At 36.7% G+C, this 17,771-nt stretch carries 28 protein-coding genes; 14 read left to right on the top strand and 14 right to left on the bottom strand.

Annotation, left to right across the window (positions count from 1 at the left end; translation table 11 throughout):
• Positions 1-16: 16 nt before the first annotated feature.
• Entirely contained in the window at positions 17-1,765 is a 1,749-nt protein-coding gene (locus tag ACG94X_RS02240) for a bifunctional alpha/beta hydrolase/class I SAM-dependent methyltransferase (protein ID WP_419382104.1), read from the bottom strand.
• 29 nt (positions 1,766-1,794) lie between these two features.
• Positions 1,795-2,430: a CDP-alcohol phosphatidyltransferase family protein gene (locus ACG94X_RS02245; protein WP_419382105.1), complete on the bottom strand. Its 636-nt coding sequence runs from the start codon at positions 2,428-2,430 to the stop codon at positions 1,795-1,797.
• 159 nt (positions 2,431-2,589) lie between these two features.
• Between ACG94X_RS02245 and ybaK the strand changes: the two genes are divergently transcribed.
• Positions 2,590-3,057, top strand: a complete 468-nt coding sequence (gene ybaK, locus ACG94X_RS02250) for a Cys-tRNA(Pro) deacylase (protein WP_419382106.1) — start codon at positions 2,590-2,592, stop codon at positions 3,055-3,057.
• Positions 3,058-3,167: 110 nt separating this feature from the next.
• On the opposite strand, the gene ACG94X_RS02255 is transcribed toward ybaK, so the two are convergent.
• The 12 genes from ACG94X_RS02255 to ACG94X_RS02310 all read right to left on the bottom strand — a co-directional run bounded on the left by ACG94X_RS02255 (position 3,168) and on the right by ACG94X_RS02310 (position 11,032).
• Positions 3,168-3,365 carry a hypothetical protein gene (locus ACG94X_RS02255; protein WP_419382310.1) on the bottom strand — a complete coding sequence of 66 codons (198 nt, stop codon included), beginning with the start codon at positions 3,363-3,365 and terminating at the stop codon, positions 3,168-3,170.
• Between the two features lie 111 nt (positions 3,366-3,476).
• Positions 3,477-3,794, bottom strand: a complete 318-nt coding sequence (locus ACG94X_RS02260; protein WP_419382107.1) for a hypothetical protein — start codon at positions 3,792-3,794, stop codon at positions 3,477-3,479.
• Positions 3,782-5,287, bottom strand: coding sequence for a UvrD-helicase domain-containing protein (locus ACG94X_RS02265; RefSeq protein ID WP_419382108.1), 1,506 nt, complete (start codon positions 5,285-5,287; stop codon positions 3,782-3,784). Before ACG94X_RS02265 ends, ACG94X_RS02260 begins: the two co-directional genes overlap by 13 nt.
• A 52-nt stretch (positions 5,288-5,339) precedes the next feature.
• Positions 5,340-6,356 carry a RecT family recombinase gene (locus ACG94X_RS02270; RefSeq protein ID WP_419382109.1) on the bottom strand — a complete coding sequence of 339 codons (1,017 nt, stop codon included), beginning with the start codon at positions 6,354-6,356 and terminating at the stop codon, positions 5,340-5,342.
• 10 nt (positions 6,357-6,366) lie between these two features.
• Positions 6,367-7,347: a YqaJ viral recombinase family nuclease gene (locus ACG94X_RS02275; RefSeq protein ID WP_419382110.1), complete on the bottom strand. Its 981-nt coding sequence runs from the start codon at positions 7,345-7,347 to the stop codon at positions 6,367-6,369.
• A 1-nt stretch (position 7,348) separates the two neighbouring features.
• Positions 7,349-7,564: a hypothetical protein gene (locus tag ACG94X_RS02280; protein ID WP_419382111.1), complete on the bottom strand. Its 216-nt coding sequence runs from the start codon at positions 7,562-7,564 to the stop codon at positions 7,349-7,351.
• Positions 7,561-7,947, bottom strand: coding sequence for a hypothetical protein (locus ACG94X_RS02285; RefSeq protein ID WP_419382112.1), 387 nt, complete (start codon positions 7,945-7,947; stop codon positions 7,561-7,563). Before ACG94X_RS02285 ends, ACG94X_RS02280 begins: the two co-directional genes overlap by 4 nt.
• 1 nt (position 7,948) lies before the next feature.
• Positions 7,949-8,389, bottom strand: a complete 441-nt coding sequence (locus ACG94X_RS02290; protein ID WP_419382113.1) for a hypothetical protein — start codon at positions 8,387-8,389, stop codon at positions 7,949-7,951.
• A gap of 91 nt (positions 8,390-8,480) precedes the next feature.
• A complete protein-coding gene (locus ACG94X_RS02295; RefSeq protein WP_419382114.1) occupies positions 8,481-9,290 on the bottom strand; it encodes a DUF2303 family protein in 810 nt (269 codons plus the stop codon).
• Between the two features lie 41 nt (positions 9,291-9,331).
• Positions 9,332-9,667 carry a YfdP family phage-associated protein gene (locus ACG94X_RS02300; protein ID WP_419382115.1) on the bottom strand — a complete coding sequence of 112 codons (336 nt, stop codon included), beginning with the start codon at positions 9,665-9,667 and terminating at the stop codon, positions 9,332-9,334.
• Positions 9,668-9,839: 172 nt separating this feature from the next.
• Complete coding sequence (locus ACG94X_RS02305) at positions 9,840-10,223, bottom strand: hypothetical protein (RefSeq protein ID WP_419382116.1); 384 nt, start codon at positions 10,221-10,223, stop codon at positions 9,840-9,842.
• 11 nt (positions 10,224-10,234) lie between these two features.
• Positions 10,235-11,032: a LexA family protein gene (locus ACG94X_RS02310; protein ID WP_419382117.1), complete on the bottom strand. Its 798-nt coding sequence runs from the start codon at positions 11,030-11,032 to the stop codon at positions 10,235-10,237.
• A 1-nt stretch (position 11,033) separates the two neighbouring features.
• Here ACG94X_RS02310 and ACG94X_RS02315 point away from each other — a divergent pair, with 1 nt between their 5' ends.
• From ACG94X_RS02315 to ACG94X_RS02375, 13 genes are read left to right on the top strand one after another with little or no spacing between them, the layout of a single operon-like run.
• On the top strand, positions 11,034-11,270 hold the full coding sequence (locus ACG94X_RS02315) for a transcriptional regulator (RefSeq protein ID WP_419382118.1): 237 nt from the start codon (positions 11,034-11,036) through the stop codon (positions 11,268-11,270).
• Between the two features lie 15 nt (positions 11,271-11,285).
• Positions 11,286-11,612: a hypothetical protein gene (locus ACG94X_RS02320; protein WP_419382119.1), complete on the top strand. Its 327-nt coding sequence runs from the start codon at positions 11,286-11,288 to the stop codon at positions 11,610-11,612.
• A gap of 2 nt (positions 11,613-11,614) precedes the next feature.
• On the top strand, positions 11,615-11,845 hold the full coding sequence (locus ACG94X_RS02325) for a hypothetical protein (protein WP_419382120.1): 231 nt from the start codon (positions 11,615-11,617) through the stop codon (positions 11,843-11,845).
• The gene (locus ACG94X_RS02330; RefSeq protein WP_419382121.1) at positions 11,842-12,522 is read left to right on the top strand and encodes a hypothetical protein; all 681 of its coding nucleotides are present in this window, start codon (positions 11,842-11,844) and stop codon (positions 12,520-12,522) included. Before ACG94X_RS02325 ends, ACG94X_RS02330 begins: the two co-directional genes overlap by 4 nt.
• Positions 12,519-13,079, top strand: coding sequence for a phiTE_072 family protein (locus tag ACG94X_RS02335; RefSeq protein ID WP_419382122.1), 561 nt, complete (start codon positions 12,519-12,521; stop codon positions 13,077-13,079). The genes ACG94X_RS02330 and ACG94X_RS02335 overlap by 4 nt, the downstream gene beginning before the upstream one ends.
• Complete coding sequence (locus ACG94X_RS02340) at positions 13,076-13,588, top strand: hypothetical protein (RefSeq protein WP_419382123.1); 513 nt, start codon at positions 13,076-13,078, stop codon at positions 13,586-13,588. Before ACG94X_RS02335 ends, ACG94X_RS02340 begins: the two co-directional genes overlap by 4 nt.
• Positions 13,585-13,842, top strand: a complete 258-nt coding sequence (locus tag ACG94X_RS02345) for a hypothetical protein (RefSeq protein WP_419382124.1) — start codon at positions 13,585-13,587, stop codon at positions 13,840-13,842. Before ACG94X_RS02340 ends, ACG94X_RS02345 begins: the two co-directional genes overlap by 4 nt.
• A complete protein-coding gene (locus ACG94X_RS02350) occupies positions 13,839-14,144 on the top strand; it encodes a Y16D family protein (protein WP_419382125.1) in 306 nt (101 codons plus the stop codon). The genes ACG94X_RS02345 and ACG94X_RS02350 overlap by 4 nt, the downstream gene beginning before the upstream one ends.
• A gap of 6 nt (positions 14,145-14,150) precedes the next feature.
• On the top strand, positions 14,151-15,110 hold the full coding sequence (locus ACG94X_RS02355; RefSeq protein ID WP_419382126.1) for a helix-turn-helix domain-containing protein: 960 nt from the start codon (positions 14,151-14,153) through the stop codon (positions 15,108-15,110).
• Positions 15,103-15,681, top strand: coding sequence for a hypothetical protein (locus tag ACG94X_RS02360; RefSeq protein WP_419382127.1), 579 nt, complete (start codon positions 15,103-15,105; stop codon positions 15,679-15,681). Before ACG94X_RS02355 ends, ACG94X_RS02360 begins: the two co-directional genes overlap by 8 nt.
• Entirely contained in the window at positions 15,678-16,073 is a 396-nt protein-coding gene (locus ACG94X_RS02365; RefSeq protein ID WP_419382128.1) for a DUF1064 domain-containing protein, read from the top strand. Before ACG94X_RS02360 ends, ACG94X_RS02365 begins: the two co-directional genes overlap by 4 nt.
• Positions 16,074-16,093: 20 nt before the next feature.
• Positions 16,094-16,573 (top strand): hypothetical protein, encoded by a 480-nt coding sequence (locus tag ACG94X_RS02370; protein WP_199981515.1) that lies wholly within the window; start codon positions 16,094-16,096, stop codon positions 16,571-16,573.
• A 39-nt stretch (positions 16,574-16,612) separates the two neighbouring features.
• Positions 16,613-17,248: a hypothetical protein gene (locus tag ACG94X_RS02375; protein ID WP_419382129.1), complete on the top strand. Its 636-nt coding sequence runs from the start codon at positions 16,613-16,615 to the stop codon at positions 17,246-17,248.
• Positions 17,249-17,771 lie beyond the last annotated feature (523 nt).

The raw sequence follows: 17,771 nt of genomic DNA on the forward strand, positions 1-17,771 counted from the left end.
ATTCAATAAAATGATACTAAAGCTTTTGTGCCACAGATACAGTAAAAATCCCAAAATCATCAATACATTGATCCACTTTTTTAAAGCCTGCTGCTTCAACTAAAGCGTCCATTTCCGCTTGTGAGCGTAAACGCATTACCCATGCATCACCTTCACGATGCGATGTGAGTGCACGAGCAATAAACTCTTGTTGTGGATGCCAAATTTGACCTGTATAGATTAAATAGCCATCTTTAAGAATAGCTTTGCTTAAACCTTCAAGTGATTGACGTAGCAAGTCATTATCACTAAATAATTCATATAAACCTGAAACCACAGCTAAAGTTGGTTTTGGCTTAACAGATGCTAATGACTGTGTATCAAAAGCATCTGCTTGAACAAACTCGGCAATTTCACTTAGATTACGTTCAGCAATCATCTTTTGCCCAGCTTGTACATTGATATCACTATAATCACGTAATAGGATCGAATCAGGACGTTTAGGGAGTTGTTCGACAGCATCTAGAATATAGCGTCCGTGACCCGATGCAATGTCCATAATTCTGAGGGGTTTACGTTTTTTAACGAGAACTTCGGCATATTTTTGAACAAGTTGCTCAATATTCTGTTTACGTACTCGAATACCACGCCAACCAATTGCATTCAAATACTGTCGGTCAATGATTTTCCCAATCGGATTAGCGCTTTCAGTTTGATTACGATATACAAAATCTAGCGTACTGCCAGAGTCATAACCTGTATCTTCACCAATTTTTAAACCTGCGGATAAATGGCTACCAATTTTCAAATTCTTCTTGGTCATTTCCCAAAAAGTACTTTTAATCGATTTACTGGGTAATGGTGAACTCAGGTCCTCTGCAATGGCACAGCTGATCCCAATTTTATCAGCATTTAAGACATCAGGTGCTTGATAATCAACAGCAAAACATTGTTGAATAAAGCGACGAATTTTTTCCGTAGCAATATGACGATCTTTTTCACCTAAAGTGTCATGAAAGAAGCCATCTAAAACATGAAATTCTTTTTTCGGATGTGGAAGTTTTTGATAAAAATCACGTTGCGGTTTTTGGAATACCACAAAATCTGACCCAGAACATAAAACCTGTGTTGGCACAAAGATATTCTGAGAATCTGCAACAATACGTTTAGATGCATCATAAAGTCCCAGTAACATTCGTACAGAAATCGCTTTGGCAATTTTAGGGTCTGTATCATAGCTCTGTGCACGTTCTTCATCATGCGTGAGCATTTTGGCTTTGACATAACTTTGAATAAAGAAATTACCACGAACTTTTTCCATGATTCTTAAGCTCGGTTCGGCAAAAGGTACATAGAGCTTAATATCAAAAGCAGGTGAGGCTAAACACAGTGCACGAATTTTGGGGGCATAATCATGCACCCAAGTTGCAGCAAGTACAGCACCTACGCTTTGTGCAACCACTGCAATATTTTGTGGAATGATGTCGTAATTCTGTTCGATATGTTGTGCAAAATATTGAATATCTTTCACACAAGCAGAAAAACTTGTTGCATCACCACGTTCGCCTGGAGAGTCACCATGACCACGAGCATCCCAAGCAAAGAAATCAAAGTCAGGTAAATTCAGTTCTTTGACCAAATGTGCCATACGTCCAGAGTGTTCATGACCACGGTGAAATAAAATAATCGCTTTCTTTGTTTCGGCGGGTGTACTGGTTGCCCAATGTTGATAGAACAGCTTAGTTCCATCATGGCTGCTAAAGGTATGCTGACTATTGTTATACATAATAATTTACTCTAAAGATAAATACTGATTTATGAGGTTGTCTTTAAACTATTTTTAATTCGGTTATATACGGTTAAAGCAAGCAGTACGCCAATGAAGCTGAGTATGCCATTACAGATCCAACTCAAAAATTGCAAATTTGTACTAAAAATGGGAAATATCACAATAATCACAGTAATTAAGCTGAACCAAAAAGCTCGGTCACTTTTTCCCATTGGGCCATCATAGCGACGCTCCTGACCAATCAGCGGTGCCATAACACCTGTATATTCACAGAGAATGGCCAAAAATGTGATCAATAAAAGTAATTGCGCATGGATAAAACCAAAAGCAATTAAGCATAAATATAATGCTGTATCGGAAATAACATCAGATAATTCATTATAAAAAGCACCTAAATTAGATTGTTGTTTAAATTCTCGAGCCAACATGCCATCAATAGCGTTAAACGCCATACGTACTAACATCCACAAGGGAAATAATAGCAAGAGCCATGAAATAGGATGCGTTAAATAATAGCTATAAAGGAAATAGCTCAAGCCAATCGAAATAAACATTGCCAATAAAGTGACTTGGTTTGCTGTTATCCCAAAGTTAAATAGCATACGAACAAATGGGCGGAGTAAGTTTTGAAAGGCTGGTTTTAATTGATAAATGGATGGCATTGTTCTATTAAAATAAGGTATTTGATGAGATTTTAAGCAGTTTTGTCAATATTTTACAAGTGTTAAATAATGAGTCTGAAAACAACAGAAGCTAATTTCAACTTTATTAGAAAAGTCATATAATTCATTATCTTTAAATTTTCAGAACTAGATCGAGCAATGACGCCAGCATGTAAAGTTTTAAAATCGAATAAAATTGATTTCTCAATTCATGAATATGAACATGATGTCAATGCAAAAAGCTTTGGTTTAGAAGCTGCAGAAAAATTAGGTTTAAACGTTGAAGAAGTGTTCAAAACATTGATGGTCACGGATGATAAAAATTACTTTGTTGCAATCCTTCCTGTGAATTATCAACTGAATTTAAAGAAAGTTGCGAGTGCATTTGGCTGTAAGAAGTTACATATGGCTGATCCTAAAGTTGCCGAGCGTTTAACAGGCTATTTAGTTGGTGGTATTAGTCCAATAGGACAGAAAAAGCGTTTAAAAACAGTGATTGATGCCTCTGCAGCAACATTAAATAAAATGTATGTGAGTGGTGGCAAGCGTGGCTTGGATGTTGGATTAAAACCACAAGATTTATCCGATGTTTTAGGTGCAGCATTTGTTGATATTTTGGATGAATAACCTGTTTTTTATCTGCTAAATTCAGTTGTAAAAAATAAAGTTACTCACAATGTTACTCACAAAAATATTACTCACAAAAAAACCACCTAGATGGTGGTTTTGTGGCTAAATTAAATATCTAAAACTACAGACTGAACATAAGAGTTGAGCCAATAACTCTTTCGACCATCTTTATGTGGTTTTGTATAACGACCATCTCTAATTCTGGCATCCAAAGTTTCTGGTTCAATATTTAATAATTTTGCAAACTCAGCACGACCTATACGTCTTTCATTTTGCTGTGTAAAAGTTTTTTTTAAAACTTGCATTTCATTAAAAATAGCCTGAAGTAAGTCGCGATCTTTTTCTTTCAGCATATCCATCACAACCACCATAATTCAAAGTTAATAATCAATGTACCGTTTACAACAATCATCATTTCAAGCAATAAAAAGACCCATTCCATGTGGTTCACCTTTAACGATATGCAGAATTTCTTTTTCTGCTATTGCTGTGCAAGTCTGTTCCGGTGCTCGAAGGTGGTTTTCATATTCAGCCCCAAGTTCGTAGGCTGCTTGATTACCTGAAAGGTCTGAGCCAACACGAACATAATGATGTGAATTTTTATATGCTCGTTGTGCTTCTCGACTTTTTGCTCGTGCCACAAAACCACCATCTAACTGCTTTACCTCATAATCCAATTTTTCTAACCAGATTTTGAAGCCTAAGAGATTTTTCTGTTTAACTACTGAACGCATAAGGCATTTACCTCTGCTTTGGTGTTATATCCAATCTTTTTAAACAGTGGATTTAATGCCGTAATATCTAACTGTTTTTTGGCACGTGTAGCAGCAACATATAAAAGGCGAGCTTCATCTTCTGAAATAAGAGGTACACCTGGTTCAGTAGCTTCTTTATAGAAAAAATCACCACCAAGTTTAACTTTGTTAAATTCCAAGCCTTTTGATTTATGTGCTGTGGTGATAATGCAGTCATAATCGGATGAACTACTTTTTAACAATGCTTCAATCAAGACATTTTCACCCACTTTTTCAATTAAGCTGATGAGTGGTTTTAAGTCATTGCCTTTGACTTCTTCGGCATGTTCAACGGCTTCTTTCCAATCGCTAAAGCCTTCAAAAATACTGCCGTCATTTAATTTGATACCTGCTTTAAGTTTTTTGGCATCCTCAATATTTTTGATCAGGGAGCTTGTATCAACTTCAAGACGTGGTTCACGTCCAAGTTTTACTAACTCAACCATATTGGAAAGGGCAGACGCATTGGTACGATAAATAAATGCATCAGCAACCATATCGTCAACTTCACCAACTTGGGACTCGATTCGTTCAAAACCGCGTAATGGAATTTCTTCATCAAGGACGTTAAATAAAATTTTATTGGCAAGATCAGCAATGTTTTGACCAAAGCGGAATGATTGGCTTAAACGTGTTTCAGTAATATCTAGGGATTGCATGGCATTGACTGCACCACGGAAAGCATAAATTTGCTGGTGACGATCACCGACATAAATTACTTGAGTTGGTTGTTTGCTTAAAACATTGAGCATGATTGGATCTGCATCTTGTGCTTCATCAAATAAGATGAAATCAGCATTGATGATTGGATTGCTTAATGCCCAATATTTTAGGTAATGGTCGTGTTCCAAACGGTTAATACCAGTAGGATTAAGTATATCCATCCAATAATCATAGGCTTTTGGTAGAAGAATATTGGCAAGCTCTGCACGTTGCGTATCATCCATCCAAACTGGCAGTGCCGCATAAGCATGTGCAAATTGAATTTCATTGTGGTTTGAACGGCAGAAGTAACCTACTGTGTTCATCATTGCTGTTGCCATATGTTTTGAGCTAAACAATCGAGCTTTATCTTCCTCACCACGTTGTTGAACGAGTGCAACAGGTACTTTGAATGACTCAAGATCGTAACGTGAAGCCAATTGGTTTGACATTAAACGACGGTTTTTTAATTTGTTGGTTAGCCAACGTGGTACTGAGTTAAAAGCAAGGCTATGAAAGGTTTTGCATTTCACATTTTGGTTAAATTTAGACTGCGCTTCAGTTGCAATGGCTTTGTTAAATGCCAAGTACATGCCGTATTGGTTACGTTTTGCATCACCAATCAATTTAAGGGTAGAAGTCTTACCAGCACCAGCGTAAGCAGTCACTTTACAAGAATTTCCTTGAACAGCCATATTAATGGCATGTTGTTGTTCAATCGTTGGATTCATATTTTTATCTCACGATTGGTACCCTCATGCGTGAGGGCACCACATGCCATGGTTAAGCTGTTAGTTCAGCAGCTTTGCGTTCGTAAATTGAATTGATGTTGTCGATCTGAGCATCACTAAGATTTGAGCTTTGTGGTTCAAATCTTGTACCCATAATGGTATTGATCGCTTCTACATCAGAGACTGCTTCAAGATCTGTAATTAACTGCAGGTAGAATTTTTGCCATCCGTAGGTGTTTTTAATATCAGTTTGTGCCGGTTCACCTAAGTCGGTTGGAAATGTTGCTACAAGTGCTTTCAATTCCTCCAATGTCTCAGTGGCTGTGATTTTTGCATTTAAAGTTGCTGTGTCAAATGCAGGAGTCATATCAATAACAGTACCTTCTTCGACTTCCGCACGTTCTGCCATTTGTGCTTTTAAGCCTGATGCACCTTGGTGTTTTTTAATTTGTGATGTGACAGGAGTGACATCAAGTTCTTCACGTTCCATAACTTCATCGGGAGTGTAAACACCTAAAATTACGTCAGGTGTATATAGGCGTGACCAGCGTTTAATCGCAAGGTATGCAAGTTGTTGGCGTGGATCACTTACCCAAAGCGGTGAATTTCGGACTGTACCTACTTGGCCCATTGATATATTAATTTCACGTGCCGTTGTTTCCCCCTTCAAAGTTGCCCATACTTTTACGCCCTTATCCCATGACTTATCATCTTTGCCATTGATTTTGTTCCAGTCGCCATACCACTCAAACTGTAAGCGGCCTGTAATTGGTGCTCGATTCGTAATAACAGCATTCACAAGTTGCGCTTCATAACCCAATACACCGTTAATTTGATGTGTTTTTTGAGCAACTGCGAATGGGTCCATTTGCCACTGTGCTGACTGCATAATGATTGCTAAGCAATCTCCAGTATTACCTTGTAGATGCTTTGGTACAGCAAATTTTGAGGAAGCCATAACATTAGCTATACGTTCAAAACGATCCATGATTTCAGGATTCATCATGATGTCAAAAGCTGTTAGGTGTTGTGCGATTTGACCATTTTGTGGAGTTGTTAATGCGTTCATAATAAATTCCTTAAACTGATTCTTTAAATTTTGTTGAAATGCGGAAAACACGTGTACTTGATACTTTGCTGTACAGTTCTGCGATTTCAGCTTGTTCTTTTTTCAATAGCGTACTGTCGATACGAGTAGAGGATTGCTCTTTGTATGTGAATAAGGTTTTGCCTTGGCTAATCATCATTTCAGCATCTTGCATAGAGGTAACAAGCTGTAGCTTGATTTCATCTTCACGAGCTTTATCTGCTTTTTGACGACCTTGGACTGAAATGAGTTCTTCACCTAATTTGAGTTGTTCAAAAGTAGCTTCAACTTGTTTACCGGTGAGATGCTTGGACCAACGATGTAAAACATCATCAAAACAAGTTGGATCAGGTGGTATGTCTGCAAGAACATGATTGAACCAAAAAGCTTTAACTTGATCGAAGATCGAAGAAATTAAATCTTCATCACGTTCAATGCGATACATACGGAATTTATTGCCCCCAATGAGAACGGCAAGATCAATAACTTTGCATCCAGTAATCAGCAGATACCATAAACATTGGGTAAGGTAGTAATCAGGAACTTGATCAGAGCCTTCTTCACCGAAAAGCTTACTCATGTACTCAGATGCAGTTTTACATTCAAGCAATCGGTCTGTTGTTAATGCACCATTTTTAAAGCGCACATTGCCAGCCATATCAGGGTTGATAACTGCTCGATCAATGTTGCCAAGTGCCCAAGGATGTTCCTCTAAGAATAACTGCTGAGTAACACGTTGAACTTTTACACCTGCACGACGAGAGAACTCTTTAGCAACAACGTCTTCAAGCAAATTACCGAAATGAGCAGATTCATTCTGTGATTCTTTACGCTCACTACGACCTGTTTTGTCTAACCACAATTGATACGGAGATTTGTACGGACTAAAGCCAAGGATTGCAGCAACGTCTGAGCCACCAATACCTTTTTTACGACCTGCAAGAAATTGGTCACGATTAATTTGAGTGTTCATGTCACACCACCTGATTTTCAGAATATTTGGTTGCAAGAGGACGATAGTCAGCATTTGATGTACGCTGACAGTTCACACAAACCATTTTTGGTATGACGTTACGATGGAAAAAATCATCATCGTAACCATCATGAGTTTCAGTATTTTCACAGTGTTCACATTCAAAAATTGCAGTGAAATCACGACGTATTTGAGAAGTAATCTTTTTGATTTTCATGCTCTAAACCCTCTACGTGAATTCATGATTTCCAAACGAATTGAACCAATTCCCACATCAATAACTAATTCACGAAAATTCTCATTTGAAGTGATGCCAAATTTGAAAGCCCATCCACCACCAAAACGACCTGAATTTTTTACCTTTAAAGGATTCCATCCCCAAAGTTCACCAATGTGCTGATCAAAAGATTCATCTTTAGAAACTAAATGCCACGGAAAACCATGCATTAGACAAATAACGGTTTTATTTCCAACATCGAATTCAAATTCGTTTTGACTTACAGGCTTGCCAAACAAAGCTCGGTATACATCAGCTTGAAGGCTTTTAGACGGATCAGTTTGTTCGTTTGAGGCTGTTTTAATTTCAATTAAATTAAGCATATCAACCTCTCAACTTCTGTAATTTGTCAGCGATCGAATTTTCAAGAGCTTCGTTGATTTTTTCTATTTCATAGCGGTCAAGGTATGCATTGATTTTGCCATCTTCATCACCGACCACTTCAGGTTCTAAACGATCAATCTGGATTCCTATCGCACGATTAAAACCGTTACCATCATCAAAACCTGAATAGTCAAAATTCACTTCGATGTAATACTGATCATTTGCTGTCAATAAAGTTGCATGACAGTCATCTTGGCAGTCGTTGTATGGTCCTAAATCAAGTGCATCTACTTTGTAGATGTCTGATGCCACCGTGATTGACTGTTGTTCTTCAATAGGTAGCTTGGCTGGTTGATAGATTTGCACGGACGCTAAAACCGCTGTCATTGCTACCGCACCACCTAAACCCAACAAAATTGATTTGAAATTTAATGAAACCATGTCCATAATCTCCTTATAGCTTTTGCTATACCCCTGAAAAGTGCCCCGTCCTCGTCGAAAATTTCGGGGCTTTTTCTTGCCTATTTTTTGCTTACGCAGTGAAAGTACCAATCAGGACTTGTTGATCTGGAAGTAATTCAATTACTTTTTCTTTGAATTCCTGAATGATTTCATTGCGTAATAGTTCTTCTTTCACAATCTGAATTGCGAAAAGTGGTTCACCGCTACCACCATTCACAATTAGGCGTAATTCAATTTTTTTTTCATCTAAACCGACATAAGCGGTATCAAGAATTTTGAATTTTGCTGGTAATTGACCTTTTTTTGCATTAGCAGCTATGTCGGAATAAGCAGTACGTACTTCACGAGTATTTTCAACTTCAGTTTCGCTTGAAGTGATGGTATCCACTTTCATATTACGGACCGCAACAATCGCTTCTTTGATACTGATTGCATTGTCATCTGCATCAACCGCAGACAATACACTTGCCCAATCTTCAAGGAAGCTTGCAAAACGTTTTTGGTCAAGCTTCGTATCTTTAAGTTGATTTAACTTTTTCCAAACAACAGTTGGATCAAGTTGTAATGTTGCTGTGTGGTCGCAATGACCTTGGTCAAAACCAATTTCGCTATAATTCAATACAGCAACTGCTTTAACATCATCACGAGATACGAATACTGGTACTGATCCAGTTGTAGGTGCTTCAGCAATGTATTGGGCAAAATCTGCAAAGATTGGTGTTGCGAAAATGCCACGGATACGGTTACGACCATTTTGAAATTTTACTAAATCAAGAACTTTAAAGCTTTCATGTACAGCTTGCAGTCCACCACGTACTAAATCATTTACAGGGGCACAGTGTTCAACAACCGCTGCTACTTCACTTTTTTCTAATGACATGACATTTTTTCCTTATGGAATATTTTGACTAGGGGAGAGCTTTAAACTGCTAATTGATCGAAGATTTGAGCGGTGTGGTTTGCAAATAGACTTACATCGCCATTTTTGTTGACGTACATAGGTGTTTTGGCACCATGATCTTCAAGTTTGCGACCATCTTTTAAAGGAGTAATTGATGTTAATTTGTGCTCAATCGTTACGTTGTCAGCACCAATGCCTTTGGTTAATTTGAGCTTGATGGTGATTTCACCAGGTTTGTTGTTATCAACGACTGCCGAGGCAACTTCACTAATTGCGAAGCCAAGTTGTTGAGCAAAGACACCACCATCGATGTCATCAATAAATTGGTTGTGGTCAGTAGATTTCATTTTTTTCACCAAGTTTGGTTGTTGTTGGTGATTTAAATACTACTTTAAGTAGAAAAATTGTCAATAGAAAATAGAAAATAAATTCTACTTTAAGTAGCTTATTTTCATTGAGGCAAAATAAAACCTGCACATGGCAGGTCGTAATAAATTAAGATTACTTAGCAACAATCATTCATAATGATTAATTCGTCCAGAATCGGTCAGTATTAAAGTCTCTTCTTAGTTGAACACAAGCATGTATGATTTGATTGTGTTTAATATATGGATTTTTTTCTTTCCTATCATAAATAAGAGGGCTTTCAGAAATAGACATATAATTCATATATGTATTCATAAGTGGAGTGTTCGGATCATTATTTGTTCTGTCTGCTATTTCTTGATAACTTAAACTTACAGCTTGTCTGCTAAAAAAATTAGTTCTGAATTGGTCGCACTGAGTAATAAGCATTTCAGCATCTACAAATGACAACTTTTTGCCATTCAATATAAAGCAACCATCATCACATTTTGATGAACAACCATTTAGAAACATTAAAGATAATAGTCCATAAATTATTTTCGTCATTTTATTTCCTATCAGGATTTTCTAACTCTCTTAGGACGAGAACCACCCAAAGGTCTAAAAGCATCAATTACAAGCCCAACAAACTCCATGCCATCCTCAAACTCAATAATATTTGGTTGAAAATTTGGATTAAGTGCTTGTAAATATTTACGATCATCACTTTCTATTATTAATTTTTTAAATGTAGCATCAGTATTATTTCGAACAACAATAAGATCTTCAGAGAGTAAGTCAGAAGTACAGAAATTAGGATTTACTAAAATGTAGTCTCCATCCATGTAAATGGGGAAGTTACTAATACCGACCACTCGTAGATAAAAACAGCCATTTGGATCATCAGTACTTAATGGCGGTAACCATTGATTTATTTCTGAAGGATTAATTGCCTCTACAGAAGTCATAGAGCCAGCTTGAACCCAGGATAAAACAGGAATTAATTTTGAAGTGATTGGTACAACATTATTATCAAGTGTAGTGCCATGGTCTAAATAGCTTATGTCTACAGAAAATATATCTGCAAGCTCTTTCAGTTTTTCTTCACGAGGTTTAGCTGTACCTAATGTGTAGCGTCGTGCCATTTCATAAGTGACATTGATAGCATCTTTAAGTTGATTAACTGAAGTTATTGGCGAGCCATCAGCATCCATCAACTCCTTCAATCTATTTGCAAACTCTATGTGTTTAGCATCTTTCACTTTTTTTGGCTCATTTTCTACCATTGGTAGAAGTTTACTATCAAATTCCAGTTGCACCAATTCTATTTTAGGTAGTATAGTGTGTTCTACTTTAAGTAGTTTTGACGGTGTCATTATGTTATCCCCACATGAGGCTTTTGATAAAGCTGTGCAATTTGCAGGTTCCTCAGCTGCCCTTGCCAGAGGTATAGGTTTAACGCCTTGGGCAGTTTCTAAATGGAATCTTGAAAAAATTCCAGAAGATCGATGTGAGGACATTGAAAAATATACCCAAGGTCAAGTCAAAGCTGAAGAATTACGTCCAGACATTAACTGGAAATATGTTCGCCAAGTTAGAACTAAGATGGCATAAAAATGAGGAAATCTTATGGAAACAAAAATAATGTTTTTATTCAGCAAAAAACTGTTGGCACCCATGTCAACACGTGTACCGCTGGAAGTCCAAGAGATCATTGATACTTTGGCTGAAAACCAAGGTAGTGATCGTGCTAAATGGTTAAGAGATGCCATAGATTTAAAGATTGAAGTGGAGACAGGTCAATCATCATCTGAGCAAGTGAAAAAATCAAAGAATACAACGTCTACAAGCGTATTCAAGAATGTATGCAGAAATTTAAAAAGTTTTTGGCAGGCATTAAAAAAGCCCGATGGTCAAGATCGAGCTTCTAGTATTCATCAACATTCAGGTAAATGAACATGAGTAATTTAACAGAACATCAGTGTAAGGGCAAATGTCCTGAATTTAAAAAAGAGCAGTGTAATCATTGTTTGATTGCTCAAGTGGAAAAGCGCGAGTTTGATTTGGGGTTAGCACCTGATGATGCGTATGTGAAATGTGGCGAAGTGACACCGTTGTTTGTATCTGATTTGGATGATGTTGAAATGTATCACCGCCGTGCTGTAGTAGCGCAAGGGGAAGTGTCATGACAAATACAACATTGAATCTTTCTGAACAGGATTTGGTTGTTTTGAATCGCAATGATGTCAGTGATGCTAATTTTTCGCTTGCTGTAGCAAGTGATCGACCTGATCATCCAATTTTTAAAACAAGCAAAGGGATCTTTTTTACTTATTCTGATAACAAGAATAAATGGATCGAATGTAGTTCTATCAATAATAAAACTACCGGCTTGAAGGCTTTACCTGTTAAAGAAGCAGTAGAGACCACTCAAACTATTAAAGTTAAAGGCCTTGAGGATCTAATTGGCGGTACAGTGGCACTCCAGGCTGTTTTAAATGGCCAAACAGTTCAGTTAAGCCTTGAACCTTGGGAAAAAAAACATTGGGATGATTTCATTCCATGTATAGATGAAACATCTACAAAAGTATTTTTTACTGAATTTCATGGAGAACAAAAGGTCTTTTTCCGTATCAAGCCAAAAACCATCAATATCAATGGTATTGAAGTTCCTGCACCATTTTTTCATCGTCCTGAAGTTGGTCAAATAATTCTTTATTTGGATGATTCTGAACCAAAGGGTTTTACAGGTGAAAAATTTGGTGGCTTGCATGATGCTGACTTTAATTTTGGCTGGTGGGAATCAGAAGAAAAAATAAAGTTGGTGATAGAAGCCCTTCGCAAAGTTTTTGGGGTGAAATCATGATAGAAAAAATCACCCTGACCAAAATTGGTAAATATAAAGATGATTGGGTATTTGTTTATATCGAACCAAACGATGCACATTCAAAGTGTGGTGGGCGAATCACTGTAAATATTGGTGATGATTATATAGGTTCTTACTTTTTCTCACACTGTGGCACAGAAACCTTTGAGCAATTCCTTGCCAAAGTTAACCCAGATTACTTAATAAATAAGCTTTTTCAAACCAAAGAAGATCTTGATGTTGAAAGTGGTAGTGAACTTTTTGAAAGCCTCGTAAAAAATGACATGCTTTGGATGGTTAAACATGCTCGTAATGAAAATAATATTACAAAAGATGAACTTCGTGAATTGTATGAAGGATTAAAAGAGCATGCGTTTAGAGATATTGGCGAATTATCATACATGATTGATTCTGACTCTTATGAAACAATGTCCAAAATTTTCAGTGATGATTGGTTCTACAATGGGGGTTTTACAAAGTCGAACCATGTATATGAACGTCAAGAAAATGTGATTCAAGCTGTAATTGCTCATTTCAAAAATGAGGTGACATCGTGATTGATAAAGCCTCAATTCTCGCTCTAACTGACATTATCCAATTGCCTGAAGCTGAACGCTTACAGGTAATCAAGGATAAGTTTTCAGAAAAATCACATGATGAATTACTTAATTTACTTAGCAGTGTCTTAAATGTTGCTATGAATTATGCCCAATCGTGTGATGAAACATTGTATTTACATCTCGTCACTACAGGCGATATGCACCCATATGCAATAGATAAGCTTATTTCACCTAGTTTTCACGGTGCATTGAATGGGTTGATCTTGGCACAAAAGGCACCTAATCAAGATGTGCTATGTGAATCGTGTGCTTATCGGTGTGGAATCTTAGCAAATCATTGTCTTTTTACTCAATCTGACTTGGCTCATGCCTTGGAATTGGATGCAGTTTTTTATTGTCATAAAGATATAGAAAATTTGCATAGCCCATCTGCTACAGATCGTAAGTGCATGAAGCCATGTAAAGGATGGGCACAGCATGTGAAACATAAGGGAGTAGCGGCATGAGATCAAATGAAGCTAAAAAGCCTATGTATATCTTTACTGAACTAGGTAAAGAAAAACTTTGTAAACACTGTGATGAATACTGGCCTACAGATTCAGAGTTTTGGTTCATGATTAAATCAAAGTTAAAGGATGGAACCATTACTTTTCGACCTGATTCAGCATGTAAAGGATGCTATGACCGTGTTTATAGACCACATCATGTAAAAGGTGTGAATAAAGTTCGTTCAAGTCATGAAAAGAAGGTGGCAGCATGATTATCGGCGTTGCTGTTAAAGCAGGTGAACTCATGGTTGCTCTACCTAAGCCTAACCGTCATGCAGATTGCATTAATATTATTTTGTCGCTTGGTTTGGCTACAGATATTCAAAATCAATGGGGTAAATCTATACACCAAGGTTTTTATTGTGAAAATGGGAAGTTCTATACACGTCCACAAGCAGCCTTACACGCTATTGAATGTGGCCAACAAGAATGGACAGAAAATGATTTAGAGCTAATAGCCCTTGGTGAGAAGAAATTCTCTCGAATGGGGTTATGTAGTGAAGATTTGTGGTGAGGTGGTATGAGTAATTTCAACTTTATTAATGCTGTACGTCAAATTCCCATGCCACCAACAACCAAGTTAGTGGCTATCACATTAGCGACTTATGCTGATTATGAAACAGGTGAATGTTATCCATCAATTCAAACACTCATGGATGACACTGGATTATCGAATCGTGCAGTAATTGCACACTTAAAAAACATCGAAAAATTGGGAATATTGATAGCAGATCGTTCAAATGGTCGTCGTACATATTACCGTTTTGACATGGAAAACCTGACAAAAGCGGTGACGCAGGGTCATAGCTCAGGCAATCAAAGCGGTGACTCTCACGACAAAAGCGGTGACTCTGACGACAGTAAAGCGGTGACTCTCACGCATGAAGCAGTGACTCTCACGCAAAAAGCGGTGACGCAGGGTCACACTAACATCCAAGAACAACCATTAGAACTAAGAGGAGGAGGAGAAACGCCTGAACAAAAAAATTTACCACCACCGAATTTTGTTCAGTACAACAATTTCGATTTAGCAAAAATCACAGTGATCGAACTTGATCAAAAATATTCAACTTTGAAAACTGATTTTATTGAATTAGCTCAACCTAGAAATCTTGATCTTGAATTTACTGATTTTGAAACTTTGTTTTTTGATTTTGGAGATTGGTTTTCTTCGCACAATGACCTAAAACAAATTTCAGTCAAGACTGCACAGAAATGGGCTGTAGCGTGGTTAGGCTATGTTCAAAACAACAAGCACAAACTTATCAACCGTAAGGTGAAAAGTGGCGTCACTGAGCAATCAGGACGAAATAGACCTATCCAAACACCATCTGCATACCAAGCTAAACAGGAAAATGTAAATCGTTGGTTGCGTTACGGTCAAAAAGTCCGTGGAGAACAACAACAGGAACCATCAATTATTGATGTGGTATCTGAACCCCCAAAGAACTTTCTGATTGAGGAGGTGGGTCATGCGTGAATTCACCATTGATGAAGCACGTCGCTTAATTGACAAAATGCGTATTCGTTACGGTAAGAAATTTACAGATCAGTGGGCAGCAGTGGATGCATGTGATCTTGAGCAAGCAATGATTGAAGATTTTTCAGGATTAACAGTACAGCAAATTGAAAATGGTTATAACCGTATGCTCCACGAACCATGGCCACCATGTATTCAGGATTTCAAAATCTGGTGTTTACAAGGCGGACATTGGCTGACTGAAAATGAAGCATGGCAACAAGCATTGGCATACGAAAAATCCAATCAAACTATCTCAATTAGTTTGCATGTACTCAAAACGCTTAAAGAATTTAAGAAAGGTTTTGATGAGATAAATCCACGTGCTGAATCACAGGCAAAGGCATTCAAAGATATGTATATCCGTATTATTGCAAATGCGAAATTGATGGGAGATGTTCAGTCATTCACTGATCCAGTTGGGGCATTAAAAACACCTAAAGATGATGAGAGAAGAATCACCACCTGTCCACCTGAATTGATGGCTCAGTTGAAGGGTATTAATAAAAACTCTAATGCAGGTAGAGCATGACAAATTATTTATCACAATCACAAATTAAGAGACTTGTTCATCAACGTGATAACAAGCCTAAACAACCGAAGTATGGGAATCATAAAGTCATAGTTGATGGTGAAAAAATTGCTGATTCAAAGCATGAATTTAAGCGATTGAATGATTTAAAAGTTATGCAACGTGTAGGTGAAATTAAAGATTTACAGACTCAGGTTCGTTACAACCTCATTCCATCACAAGTAATTTGTAATAAAAAAGAGCGTGGTACAGATTACATCGCAGATTTTGTTTATTGGACCAAAGATGATCAGTTTATTTGTGAAGATGCTAAAGGTCATAGAACTGCGGATTACACCATCAAGCGTAAGCTGATGAAGATGATTCACGATATCGATGTTGTTGAAGTTTAGACGATTTAAGGAGTATGACAATGAAGTCTGATGATTTACGTTCAAATTCACAAATTATTTTAGAGGCCATTGAGGATTTACACTCCCAAGAACAGATCGTTACTCGCACAACACTCGCTGATCTTACTGGGCTGCAATTATCTATTATTGATGATCGTTTATCATATTTGGTAGACACCGGGCAGATCATAAGAGTACAGCGTGGTGTATTTGTGCCAGCAATTAAGCATCGTACAGCGCGTTTAATGTCTAAGACTATTTTGCCGGACGGAACAGTTAGCATTGAGATAGGCAGCGTTAATACTGCTGTTCTAACCCTTACACCTAGAGAAGCACGCAATTTGGGCAATTTATTAATCGGTGAAGCTATGCAATATAGCAACATTGAACTTGGGCATCATATGGCAATAATCCAAAGTGAAGTAGCTGGTCAAGTTCGTAAATTATCAAAGCAAGTAGGTGATTTATTGGATAGTGGAAAGCAGGGGGAGTTGTTATGATTATAAAATAAGTAACTTTAATATTAAAAAGGACAATATATGCTTTTAAACAAAATTAAAGAATCATCGCTGGTTGATTTATTGACAATTTTTACACCTTTCATATTAATTATGGGGTTAATTAACAAAATTGGTATTTATAATTCTAAACAGGTTGATGCTTCATGGTTCATAACAATATTTACACCAACTGACTTAATGCTATCTGATTTAAGTATTTATTTATACTTCATAATTGCTATTCTTTATCTCGATAAAATAATATTTAAACCAGATTTTAGCCATTGGAAAGAATTATTATGGGCCAATATTCAACTTTCATCTGCATACATTGGACTTTACATTTTATTTTGGTTCCAAGATAAAGATTCAGGTCCCCTTACTTTTTTTATATCTTTGATGTTGCTGAGTCTAAATGGATTTGGATTAATAGCAATTAGTAAAAGTGTTGGTAAAATTTTTGGATTCGGATTCATTCTCTTAGTCCCGTATCTAACAGGAAATGAACATGCTGAGCAATTAAAACTTAAAAATTTACCTATAGTTGAGTTGGAAGATAAAAAACAGTGGTATCTATTGGATAAACAAGCGAATCAGCTCATTCTAATAAACACTCAAAAAAATAAAAATGAATTTAAAATTGTTGAAATGAAAGAAATAAAAATATTGAAGTAACCCCCTCTAAGGTTAGACCTCCCTAAATAAAAACTTGATCATTAAACCATTAAGAGGTTTGGTGATCATGGCTGAAAAAAAAGTAATTGATTGGGATAAGATCGAACTCGATTATCTAGTCGTTTAGGCTGATTGCTAAATAATTTTTTGACATAAATTTTCAATTGTATATTTTAAGATAGTTTAATCATAATACTCTCTGCTGACTTCTTTTCCAGTTCTGTCATAACAAACAGTATAAGATCCGTCAATTATTCCATTACCTACGTACATAGTATGACTCTCACAATTGAATTCTGGAGCTGGAAGGTTTTTAAGATATTCTTCATGTTTATACTTTTTATATTGAAAAACACCCACCACACTTAGACTAAGAATGAATATTATAATTTGATATTTTAAAGGTATTCTAAATATTATTTTTTGAATGATATATAGAAAAATAAATTGAATGAAAGTTAACATTCCATCGGTGTGATGCCATACATAGATATAAATCAAGAGAAGAAATAAATACCCAATA

The sequence above is a fragment of the Acinetobacter psychrotolerans genome, from assembly GCF_048552595.1.
Lineage (GTDB): Bacteria > Pseudomonadota > Gammaproteobacteria > Pseudomonadales > Moraxellaceae > Acinetobacter.